Source organism: Micromonospora wenchangensis, assembly GCF_002210435.1.
Classification (GTDB): domain Bacteria; phylum Actinomycetota; class Actinomycetes; order Mycobacteriales; family Micromonosporaceae; genus Micromonospora; species Micromonospora wenchangensis.
The window spans coordinates 60570-71232 of sequence record NZ_MZMV01000039.1 but is presented as its reverse complement, the minus strand read 5'-3'; the positions used below and the strand labels follow the sequence as shown (position 1 = coordinate 71232).

Here is a 10663-nt window from a genome sequence, read left to right as displayed (position 1 = left end):
CGGGCGGGCCGAGCGTGCCGGGCGGGCCGGGGCGGGCGGGATGGGGCGGGGCGGACAGCGGCAATGGGGCCGACATGGCGGTGTCCGGAGGCGCGGGACACCGCTACGTCGACCCAGAAGAGTGGATCAACCCCGACCCAGAAGAGTGGATCAACCCCGACCCAGGCGGGTCGATCAACCCCGACCCAGGCGAGTGGATCAAGGGTGCGGAGTGACGGTCGATGACCTGCGCCACGTTGGGGCGGTGGGCGGCGACAGGCGACGGCCGGCCGGTGACACACTTGTCGCCGCGGTCGACGAGGGCATGAGGGGGCGGCGTGCGCTGGCGGAGCTTCGTGGCGGTCGGGGACAGTTTCACCGAGGGCATGGACGACGCGTACCCGGACGGCACCTACCGGGGCTGGGCCGACCTGGTGGCGACCCGGCTGGCCGCCGAGGCCGGGCCGGACTTCGGCTACGCGAACCTGGCCATCCGGGGCCGCCTCTTCCCGAGTGTCGTCGCCGAGCAGGTGCCCGCCGCGCTCGCCATGAAGCCCGACCTGATCAGCTTCGCGGCCGGCGGCAACGACGTGCTGCGCCGTACCTTCGACCCGGACGCGTTGGCGACCCGGTTCGACGCCGTGGTGGCCCGACTGCGCGCCAACGGTGCCGACGTGATCCTCTTCCGGTTCGCCGACGTGCTGGCCCGGCTGCCCGGCCAGCGCCTCGTCTCCCCCCGGATCGAGCTGGTCAACCGGATCGTCGGCGAGATCGCCGAGCGGCACGGCGCGATCCTGATCGACCTGTTCGCCGACGACACGTACCGGCTCAATCCGATGCTCTGGAGCCCCGACCGGCTGCACCTGTCCGCCGCCGGGCACCGGCGGGTCGCCGCCCAGGTGCTGACCGCGCTCGGGGTGGGCTGCGACGAGGAGTGGCTGCTGGTCCCGGAGCACCCGGCCGCCACCCCGTGGCTCGCCGCCCGCGCCGCCGACCTGAGCTGGGTCGGCCGGCACCTGGCCCCGTGGGTCACCCGCCGGCTCACCGGCCGGTCCTCCGGCGACACGGTCACCGCGAAGCGCCCCATCCTCGGCCCGGTCGCCGACTGACGTGCGCACCCTGCACACCGCCCCCCTGCTGCGCCTGACCCTCAACGACGAGCCACCACCCGGCCGGACGATACCGAGCGACGAGTCTCCGCCGGGCCGGGTGACGCCAGGCGACGGGCCACCGCCGGGCCGGGCGGTCCCGGCCGACGACGAGCCCCTGTCGGGCCGGCGGGCGCAGGTCTCCGCTGGGTCACAGCCGGACCGCTTGACCCTGGGCGACGGCGGGTCGCCGCCGGCCGGGACGGCCCCGGGCGACGGTGGGCCGCTCTCGGCCGGGCCGGCCCCGGGCGACGGTGGGCCGCTCTCGGGCTGGGCGGTGCTGGTCGACGGGGACCGGATCGAGGCGGTCGGGCCGGTCGGGGAGCTGACGCAGGCGTACCCGACGGTGCGGGTGCGGCGGTGGCCCGGCACCCTCGGGCCGGCGCTGGTGCACGACGGGCCGCTGCCGCCGGCCCCCACCCCGCGCGAACGGGTGCACGCGCTGCTGCGATCGGGCGTCGGCGCGGTGCTCGCCGCGCACCTCACCGACCCGGCGGTACGCGCGGCGGCGGCCCGCAACGACGTCGCCGTCCTCGACGCGGCACGGCCCCCGGCCCTCACCGTCGGCGGCCGCGCCGACCTGGCCGTCTTCGCCGCCGACGGCCGCTGCCTCGCCACCGTCGTCGCCGGCCGCCTGGTCCACCGCCGCGCCTGACCGCCGGCCCCCTCGGCCGCCCGGCCCGCTGGACGGGTGCGCCGACCGGCGGGGACGGGCGGCGGTCCCGTCCCGTTGGGCGGTCGGCACCCGGATTCCGGCGTAACTTGGGGCTCATGTCTGTGCCGAGTGATCCGCATCCCCGCCTCCAGTCGTACGCCGACCCGCAGCGGCTGGTCACCACCGAGTGGCTGGCCGAGCACCTCGGCGACGAGGGTCTCGTCGTGGTCGAATCCGACGAGGACGTACTGCTCTACGACACCGGTCATGTCCCGGGGGCCGTCAAGGTCGACTGGCACACCGAGCTGAACGACCAGGTGACCCGGGACTACCTGGACGCGGAGAGCTTCGCCGAGCTGTGCGCGGCCAAGGGCATCGGCCGCGACGACACGGTGGTCTTCTACGGCGACAACTTCAACTGGTGGGCCGCGTACGCGCTGTGGGTGTTCACCCTGTTCGGCCACCCCGACGTGCGGCTGCTCGACGGCGGCCGGCAGAAGTGGATCGCCGAGGGGCGCGAGCTGACCCGGGAGAAGACGGTCCGGCCGCGCGCCGACTACCCGGTGCCGCAGCGCAACGACGCGCCGGTCCGGGCGTACCGGGAGCAGGTGATGGCGCACGTGGCGGCGGGCCGGCCGCTGGTCGACGTCCGCTCGCCTGGCGAGTACACCGGCGAGATGCTGCACATGCCCGACTACCCGCAGGAGGGCGCGCTGCGCGGCGGGCACATCCCGGGCGCGGTGAGCAAGCCGTGGAAGTCCGCCGCGAACGACGACGGCACCTTCAAGTCGGCCGACGAGCTGCGGGCGATCTACACCGACCAGCTCGGGTTGAGCCCGGCCGACGACGTGGTGGCGTACTGCCGGATCGGCGAGCGGTCCAGCCACACCTGGTTCGTCCTGCACCACCTGCTGGGCTTCCCGCAGGTGCGCAACTACGACGGTTCGTGGACCGAGTGGGGCAACCTGGTCCGGGCCCCCGTGGTGCGGGGCGACCAGCCCGGCGGCCTGGCCGGCTGACCAGCCCTCCGCCGGGCCCCGGGTCGCCCTCCGGCTGGGTCACGCTTGGGCGGATGTTGCGGTATCCCAGCCCCGGGACACCGCAACATCCGCCCAATTGCACCCGGCGGCCCGGCGGCCGGTCGGCGGGACGGGGTCAGGTGGGGGCGCGGAGGTAGCGGTGGACGGTGGGGGCGAGCCAGGTGACCAGGTCGGCCGGCGGGGTGTCGACCACCGGGGGCAGGCGTAGCACGTACCGGGTCAGCGCCAGGCCGAGCATCTGGCTGGCGACCAGCCCGGCCCGCCGGGGCGCCTGCGCCGGATCGGGTACGACGGCGGCCACCGCCGCGCCGAGCTGGTCGGTGAAGACCGCCCGCATCCGGTCGGCCGCACCCTGGTTGGTGGCGGCGGTACGCAGCAGCGCGATCAGCGTCCCGTCGCCCTCCCACCGGTCGAGGAAATGCCTGACCAGCACCTCACCGAGCTGGTCGGTGGGCTGGTCGGTGAGGTCCGGCAGCCGCAGGTCGAACTCGGCGGCCGCCGCGAACAACCCCTCCTTGCTGCCGTAGTAGCGCATCACCATGGACGGGTCGATCCTGGCGTCGGCGGCGATGGCCCGGATGGTGGCGCGCTCGTATCCGTCGGCGGCGAACCGCTGCCGGGCCGCGGTCAGGATCGCGGCCCGGGTGGCGTCCGATCGGCGGGCGGTCATGTCCCCGACTCTATGCCAACAGGCGTTGACCTCCGGTGTCCACCCGGCCTACCGTTGCCAACAAGTGTTGGCAAACGCTCGTTGGCAACGGAGGTGGGAGATGCTGCCCGCGCAGACCGACGTCCTGGTGGTGGGAGCCGGCCCGACCGGACTGACCGTCGCGGCCACCCTCGCCCGACAGGGCGTCGAGGTGACAGTGGTCGACCGGGCGTCCGCGCCGCCGGTCACCTCCCGGGCCGCCGTCGTGCACGCGTACACGCTTGAGGTGCTGGACCGGATCGGCGTCACCGCGCCGCTGGTGGCCCGGGGACTGCGGGCGTCGCGCTTCACCGTGCGGGACCGCGACCGGGTGCTGCTCACCCTCGGCTTCGGGGACCTGCCGTCGACGTACCCGTACGCGCTGCTGGTCTCCCAGTCGGTGACCGAGGCGGTGCTCACCGAACGGCTCGCCGCCCTCGGCGGGCAGGTGCACCGGCCGTACCAGCTCACCGGCCTGGACCACGACGGCGACGGGGCGGTCGCCGGCTTCGCCGACGGGACGAGCGTGCGGGCCCGCTGGGTGGTCGGCGCGGACGGTATGCACAGCACCGTCCGTGACCTGGCCGGCATCGGCTTCGGCGGGCCGGCCGACGCGGGCGAGTCGTTCCTGCTCGCCGACGTCCGGGTGAACAGCGTGCTCCCCCGCGACGAGGTCGCCCTCTTCCTCGCCCGGCCGGGTCCGCTGGTGTGGGCACCCCTGCCGGACGGCGTGGTCCGGCTGGTCGCCGCCGTCGCCGACGCGCCCCGCGACCCGGACGCCGCCCGGCTCCAGGCGCTGCTCGACGAACGCGGCCCGACCCGGCGGCCGGACCGGGTGACCGACGTGCTCTGGAGTTCCCGGTTCCGCGTCCACCACCGGATCGCCGACCGCTACCGCCGCGGCCGGGTGCTGCTCGCCGGGGACGCCGCGCACGTGCACAGCCCGGCCGGTGGGCAGGGGATGAACCTCGGCATCTGCGACGCGGTGGCCCTCGGTGCCGCCCTCGGCGACGTCCTCGCCGGACACCCCGACACCCTGCTGGACGACTACGCCGCCAGCCGCCGACCGCTCGCCGAGGAGGTCGTCGGCTTCGCCGCCCGGCTGACCCGGCTGGCCACCCTGCCGCCCGCCGGCCGGCCGCTGCGGGACCTGGCGTTGCGCGCGGTGTCGGGGATGCCACCGGTACGCCGCCGGATCGCGCTGCGGCTCGCCGGCCTCCAGCAGCGCGCGACGACCCTCCATCGGGAGGACGAGCGGCAAGCCGGTCGGCGGTAGTTCGGCGGTAGACCCGACACGCGGTCGTCGGGCGAGGGAACCTGCTAGGGGAGCCCCGGTTACCTGGTGAGGAGAGGGCGTGCGCAGACCGCGAGCCCGGCTGACGGCGCTGTGCGCCCTGGCCGCCGTGCCCCCGGCGATCGAGGCGGTGCTGCTGGTCCGCCTCGGGTTCGTCGCCGCCGAAGGGCTGTCCTCCCAGGTCACCGCCGTCTGGCCGTACGACACCTACCACGACCTGCGCTGGCTGTACGTCTACCACGACTCGTGGCCCGACTTCCTGGTCGGTCTGCTGCTGGTGATCGGGTTCCGGGCGCTGCTCACCACCGGACTGGTCACGCTCGCCTGGCCCGCCGGGGTGGACCGGCCTGGTCTGCGCTGGCTGCTCGGCCGCAACCTCGGCCTGTCCGGCGTGGTCGTCGTGCTGGTCGCACCGTGGGCGTTGATCTCGGTGGCCGCCTCGGTGGTCGCACTCTCCTGGGTGCTGCTCGCCTCGCTGCTACCGATGTTCCTGCTCGCGCCGTTCCTGCAACGCGCCGCCGTGGTCGGGCCGTGGTGGCGCGGACTGCCGTCGATCTCCCTGGTCGGCTGGTCGCTGCTGAACTTCGTGGTGCTCACCGTGGCGAGCGCGCTGTGCTGGAGCGTTCCCGGCTGGTGGACGGTGCCCGTCGCGCTGTTCGCCGGGGCGGCCAACGGGCTGCTCTGGGAACGCACCGTGCACGTCGCCGTGCTGGCCCCCCGGGTGCGCTGGGCGCGGGTGCCGGTCGCCCCGATCGCCGTCGCGCTGGCGCTCGTCGTGCCGCTGACGATCCCCGTGCTGGTGCAGGTCGTCCCGGCCGGGGTGACCATCGAGCAGGTGGTGCTGGGGCAGCGGCTGCCCGCCGACGTCCGGCACGCGGTGATCGTCCTCGCCGGTCACGGGTCCGCCTACGACGGCACCCCGCCCGTCGACGCGAACGTGGAACGGTTCTCCTACCGGGGGCTGGGCGGGGACGGCCGGCCGCTGCCGTACCGGTCGTCGGACACCAACCGGTCGCTGGAGAGCGGGACCGCCCTGCTCCAGACACAGGTGGACCGCCTGCACGGACGTACCGGCCGGCCGGTGGCGCTGATCGGGGAGAGCGAGGGGGCGATGCTGGCCCGCACCTACCTCGCGCAGCGCCCGCACCCGGCGGTGGACACCCTGGTCATGTTCAGCCCGTTGATCAACGCGGGGCGGGCGTACTACCCGCCGGCCGGGGCGTCCCACGGCTGGGGTGTGGCCACCGGCTGGCAGCTACGGGCCCTGCTCGGGACGATCGAACTGTTCGGGGTCACCGACGCCGGGCCGGACGAGCCGTTCATCCGCTCCCTGCTGGACGACGCGCCCTTCTACCGCAACCGGCTGATGTGCCCGGTGCCGGGCGTGCGCATGGTGGCCTTCCTGCCGACCAGCACGGCGACCGAGGCGCCGCCGGGCGAGTACACCGGCATCCCCGTGTTCCAGATGCCCGGGGTGCACGGCGGGCTGCTGGGCCGCTCACTGGTCCAGGACCGTCTGATCCACTTCCTCGCCGGGGTGCCGGAGAGCCGGATGCGGCGGGAGTATCCGCTGCTCCAGCAGCTCGGTGCGGGCTGGCAGGCACCGCCACTGGCGATCCGGGTCAACCCCGCCTGGAACGACGTCCGCCAGCCGGACCCGTCCTTCACCGGGAAGGTCTGCCAGCCGTCCTGACCCGCGCGTCGTCCCGGTCGCCGCGCCGCTGCCGGACGACCAGCCGGACGGCGGCGAGGGTCAGCCCCACCACGATCAACGCCTCGATCGGGTGGTACGGCGCGAACAGCAGGTGCACGACGACGACCACCGCCCCGACCACCATGGCGGCGGTCACCCAGCGGCGGCGGGCGAACGCGACGACCAGGCCGGTCGCCACCAGCAGCACCCCGCTCGCCACGTGCAGCCAGGCCCAGTCGGTGAGGTCGTAGAAGACCAGCCCGTCGGCGTGCAGCGAGACGTAGACGTCGCCACTGTCGACGTCGCCGATCCCGGACAGCACGTCGAAGATGCCCGCGCCGACCAGCAGGCCACCGGCGAGCAGCAGCGACCGGTCCGGCCGTCGTGCCGTCATCCCACCCTCCCTCCCCACCCAGGCTAGGGCCGGCGGGGCACGCCGTCCGGCGATCACCGGCGGCACCCGGCGGTCACCGGGCCGGCACCCCGCCCGGCGGCCGCTGTCCGCCTGGTGAACCCGCGGGTAACCGAGGGGCCCCGGTGACCGGGTCGAGGTCTACGCTTGCCAGGTGACTGTGGGGCAGCAGGCTAGGGGCAGCGCAGGCAGCGCGGGCCGGCGCCGGTCGAGGCGCGACGAGATCCTGGAGATCGCTGTCGGGCTCTTCGCCGCCCGCGGCTACCACGGGGTCTCCATGGACGACATCGGTGCGGCAGCCGGGGTGACCGGCCCCGCCCTCTACCACCACTTCGCCGGCAAGGAGGCGATGCTGGCCGCCGCGCTGATCCCGGTCAGCGAGGGGCTGCTCGACGGTGGCCGGGACCGGGCGGCCAGCCGTCCGGGCGACCCGCGTGGCGCGCTGGAGTCCCTGATCGACTTCCACGTCGACTTCGCGCTGGCGAACCCGGCCGTGATCGCCCTGCACCTGCACGAGCTGGACCGCCTCCCGGACGAGCCGCGTCGCCGCATCCGCAAACTCCAGCGGCTGTACGTCGAGGAGTGGGTGACCGTGCTGACCGCGCTGCACCCGGGGCTGCCCGACGGCGAGGCGCGGGTGCTGGCGCACGCCGCGTTCGGCCTGATGAACTCGACCCCGTTCCTCGGCGGTGAGGTCGACAGGCGGCGTCGGGCGGCGCTGCTGCGGGCCGCCGCGACGGCCGCCCTGCTCGCCGACACCGACTCCTGACCCTTCCGCCCGACTCGTGGCCGACGGCCCGACCGTGGTTCCCTAGCATCCGTCCCCACCCCGGACGTTGAGCATCGTCCCCACCCTGGACGCTGGAGGAAACATGATCGAGTCGCTGTTGGTCGCCAACCGGGGCGAGATCGCCCGCCGGATCATCCGTACCGCGAAGCGGCTCGGTGTGCGGGCGGTCGCGGTGCACTCGGAGGCCGACGCCGACCTGCCGTTCGTGGTCGAGGCCGACGAGGCGGTGTGCGTGGGACCGGCGAACCCGGCCCAGAGCTACCGCAACGTGGAGGCGATCCTGGCCGCCGCCGCGTCCACCGGCGCGCAGGCGATCCACCCCGGTTACGGCTTCCTGTCGGAGAACGCCGACTTCGCCCGTACCGTGCAGGACCGCGGGCTGGTCTGGGTCGGGCCCGGCGCGGACGCGATCACCGCGATGGGCGACAAGATCAACGCGCGGAACCTGATGGCGGCGGCCGGGGTGCCGGTCGCGCCCGGCACCACCGAACCGGCCACCGACCTCGACGCGGCGGTCGCCGCCGCCACGGAGATCGGCTACCCGGTGATGGTCAAGGCCGCCGCCGGGGGCGGCGGGATGGGCATGGCGGTGGCCGCCGACGAGGCCGCGCTGCGCACCGAGTACGACAAGGTCCGCGCGTTCGCCGAGCGGATGTTCGGCGACGGCTCGGTGCTCATCGAGCGCTACTTCCCCCGGGTACGCCACGTCGAGGTGCAGATCCTCGGCCTGGCCGACGGCCGGGTGGTGGCGCTCGGCGAGCGGGAGTGTTCGGTGCAGCGGCGCAACCAGAAGCTGGTCGAGGAGTCCCCCTCCCCGGCGGTCTCGCCGGAGCTGCGGGCGCGGTTCCTGGCCGCCGCCGTGCGGGCCGGCGAGGCGGTCGGCTACCGCAACGCGGGCACCGTCGAATGCCTGCTCGACCCGGCCACGCAGGAGTTCTTCTTCCTGGAGATGAACACCCGGCTCCAGGTGGAGCACCCGGTGACCGAGCTGGTCTACGGCGTCGACCTGGTCGAGGAGCAGCTACGGGTGGCGGCCGGCCTGCCACCGACCTTCGACCCGGCGGCGCTGGCCCCGCGCGGGCACGCGATCGAGCTGCGGATCAACGCGGAGGACCCGAAGCGGTTCCTGCCCGGCCCCGGCGTCATCGGCACCTGGGTGGAGCCGACCGGCGAGGGGGTACGCGTCGACTCGGGGTACGTCGCCGGCAACACGGTGACCCCGTTCTACGACAGCCTGCTGGCCAAGCTCGTCGTCACCGGGGCGGACCGGGCCGAGGCGATCGAGCGGGCCCGGACGGCGGTGGCCGGCTTCGCGGTCGCCGGCCCGAAGAACAACCTGCCCTTCTTCGCCGAGCTGCTGACCAACGGGGAGTTCGTCTCCGGCGACTACGACACCGGCATCGTCGGCCGGATGCGCTGACCCCGGCGTGGCCGGCCACGGGGTCCGTCGACCCGGACCCCGTGGTCAGGCCGGCCGTAGCCCGCCGGGCAGGTGCGGGCGGTGCGTCGGGTGGTGCGTCGGGAGGCCGACGACGTCGAGGCGGGGGGTCACCTGGTCGATCCGGGGTGGCCGGTGCCGGCCGCCCGGGGCGTCGTTGGTCGGGGTCGGGCCGGGCGGGAAGTGCCCGGGGTTGCGGTCCTTGTGGGCCGTCGCGGCCGACGCCTGCCGGCGTGACGTCGTCGTGCCGTCGCCTGACGGCCCGCCCGTCGGCCGACGCGCCGGGGCGTCGAGGGCGGCCCGCAGCAGGCTGATCTCGGCCTCCCGGGCGGTCAGCGTCCGACGCAGCGAGGCGTTCTCCCGGAGCAGGTGGGCGACCAGCGTCCGGGCGTCTTCGCCAGCCGGGTCCGGCCGGACGTCAAAGCCGGCCGGGCCCGGCCGGGAGTCCCCGTCGCCGGCCGGACCCGGGCGGGATGCGCCAGGCCCGGTCGGGTCCGGACGGGACGCCCCGGGGCCGGCCGGGCCGGTGGGGCGGGTCCGACGATCCGTCGGCGGTTCACCCCGGGCCGCCTCGTAGAGCCGCTCGAACCGGTGCAGGGTGGTCTCCCGGTCGGCGGGTGCGACGGTGCACTCGACCACCAGCACCACCGTCTGCCACGGCGGGCCCTTCGTCTCGGTGGTGAAGTGCCGGGACAGCCGCTTGCGCCAGGTGTCCCGGTCCCGGCCCGGCCGGTTGCGGCAGATCCGCTCGGCCAACCTGCTCCAGGTGTCGACCGCCCCGATCTCCGGGGCCTGCTCGACCAGGTCCCGGACCGCCAGCGCGTACTCGGACACCGCCGGCGACCCGTACCGGGCCGCGTATCCGGCGGCGAGGTGCTCGCGCGGGACGAGCCAGTGCCGCTGGTGCCGTCCCCGGGCCGGGGACGGCGTGCTGGTGTGGGAGGGCATCGGTGAACCTCTCGTGCGGAGCTGTCAGACCCGGGAAGGTATTCGTACCCTCCATCCCCAAATCGTGGGCGTCCCGGCCTGTGTCCGTGGTCAGTTTCTGGCCGGGTGCTTGTCCGGGTAGGACGGTGCGGTGGGCGGCCCGGACCAGATGCTCCACTGTGGCCGGCTTCGGCGGTGCTGCCCGGCCACAGCCGCGTGCGGCCCGCCCCGGCGGGTCGTTGGGCCCGTCGTGCGACCGGTCCCGTCGCCGCACGTTCGCCGGCAGTCGGCCGGCACACGTGCGACGGGAGCCGGACGCGTCACCGGGCGGTGGAGATGCCATCGCCGGTCAGGCGGCCTGGGGGCGGAGAACATGGGAAGCGGAAGACTGACCGACGGCGCGCGTCCGCGCCCCGACCGCCGTCGGCCGGGCCGGTACCTGCGGTCGATGTCGCTGTTCGCGGAGGGCGCGGTGGCGATGGCGGTGGTCCTGGGCCGGGAGGACGCGGTGGCCTGGGCGGGAATGGTCGCGGCGGTGGTGCGCACCGCCGCCGAACTGGTGGAGGGGTCGGCGGACCGGTGACCTCCCGGTGCCGGTC

12 protein-coding genes are annotated in these 10663 nt (G+C 74.9%); 9 read left to right on the top strand and 3 right to left on the bottom strand.

Going from position 1 to position 10663, the window contains the following annotated elements:
• The 4 genes from B5D80_RS33940 to B5D80_RS21710 all read left to right on the top strand — a co-directional run.
• Positions 1 to 215: hypothetical protein (locus B5D80_RS33940; protein WP_211291601.1), on the top strand; the 215-nt coding region annotated here is incomplete at its 5' end.
• Between the two features lie 102 nt (positions 216 to 317).
• Positions 318 to 1088 (top strand): SGNH/GDSL hydrolase family protein, encoded by a 771-nt coding sequence (locus B5D80_RS21720; RefSeq protein WP_088645756.1) that lies wholly within the window; start codon positions 318 to 320, stop codon positions 1086 to 1088.
• A gap of 1 nt (position 1089) precedes the next feature.
• Positions 1090 to 1782, top strand: a complete 693-nt coding sequence (locus B5D80_RS34470) for an imidazolonepropionase-like domain-containing protein (RefSeq protein ID WP_245854851.1) — start codon at positions 1090 to 1092, stop codon at positions 1780 to 1782.
• 116 nt (positions 1783 to 1898) lie between these two features.
• Complete coding sequence (locus B5D80_RS21710) at positions 1899 to 2801, top strand: sulfurtransferase (protein WP_088645755.1); 903 nt, start codon at positions 1899 to 1901, stop codon at positions 2799 to 2801.
• A 136-nt stretch (positions 2802 to 2937) separates the two neighbouring features.
• Here the strand turns inward: B5D80_RS21710 and B5D80_RS21705 are convergent, their stop codons facing one another.
• A complete protein-coding gene (locus B5D80_RS21705; RefSeq protein ID WP_088645754.1) occupies positions 2938 to 3492 on the bottom strand; it encodes a TetR/AcrR family transcriptional regulator in 555 nt (184 codons plus the stop codon).
• A gap of 100 nt (positions 3493 to 3592) precedes the next feature.
• On the opposite strand from B5D80_RS21705, the gene B5D80_RS21700 reads away from it, so the two are divergent.
• A complete protein-coding gene (locus B5D80_RS21700) occupies positions 3593 to 4786 on the top strand; it encodes an FAD-dependent oxidoreductase (RefSeq protein ID WP_088645753.1) in 1194 nt (397 codons plus the stop codon).
• 79 nt (positions 4787 to 4865) lie between these two features.
• A complete protein-coding gene (locus tag B5D80_RS21695) occupies positions 4866 to 6497 on the top strand; it encodes an alpha/beta fold hydrolase (protein ID WP_088645752.1) in 1632 nt (543 codons plus the stop codon).
• Here the strand turns inward: B5D80_RS21695 and B5D80_RS21690 are convergent.
• A complete protein-coding gene (locus B5D80_RS21690; RefSeq protein WP_088645751.1) occupies positions 6469 to 6891 on the bottom strand; it encodes a DUF7144 family membrane protein in 423 nt (140 codons plus the stop codon). The genes B5D80_RS21695 and B5D80_RS21690 overlap by 29 nt on opposite strands.
• A gap of 172 nt (positions 6892 to 7063) precedes the next feature.
• On the opposite strand from B5D80_RS21690, the gene B5D80_RS21685 reads away from it, so the two are divergent.
• Both B5D80_RS21685 and B5D80_RS21680 read left to right on the top strand, forming a co-directional pair.
• Entirely contained in the window at positions 7064 to 7678 is a 615-nt protein-coding gene (locus B5D80_RS21685) for a TetR/AcrR family transcriptional regulator (protein WP_088645750.1), read from the top strand.
• Between the two features lie 103 nt (positions 7679 to 7781).
• Positions 7782 to 9119 (top strand): acetyl-CoA carboxylase biotin carboxylase subunit, encoded by a 1338-nt coding sequence (locus tag B5D80_RS21680; RefSeq protein ID WP_088645749.1) that lies wholly within the window; start codon positions 7782 to 7784, stop codon positions 9117 to 9119.
• A 45-nt stretch (positions 9120 to 9164) separates the two neighbouring features.
• On the opposite strand, the gene B5D80_RS21675 is transcribed toward B5D80_RS21680, so the two are convergent.
• Entirely contained in the window at positions 9165 to 10085 is a 921-nt protein-coding gene (locus B5D80_RS21675) for a hypothetical protein (RefSeq protein WP_088645748.1), read from the bottom strand.
• 427 nt (positions 10086 to 10512) lie between these two features.
• On the opposite strand from B5D80_RS21675, the gene B5D80_RS34865 reads away from it, so the two are divergent.
• Positions 10513 to 10647, top strand: a complete 135-nt coding sequence (locus B5D80_RS34865) for a hypothetical protein (protein WP_281253483.1) — start codon at positions 10513 to 10515, stop codon at positions 10645 to 10647.
• Positions 10648 to 10663: the final 16 nt, after the last annotated feature.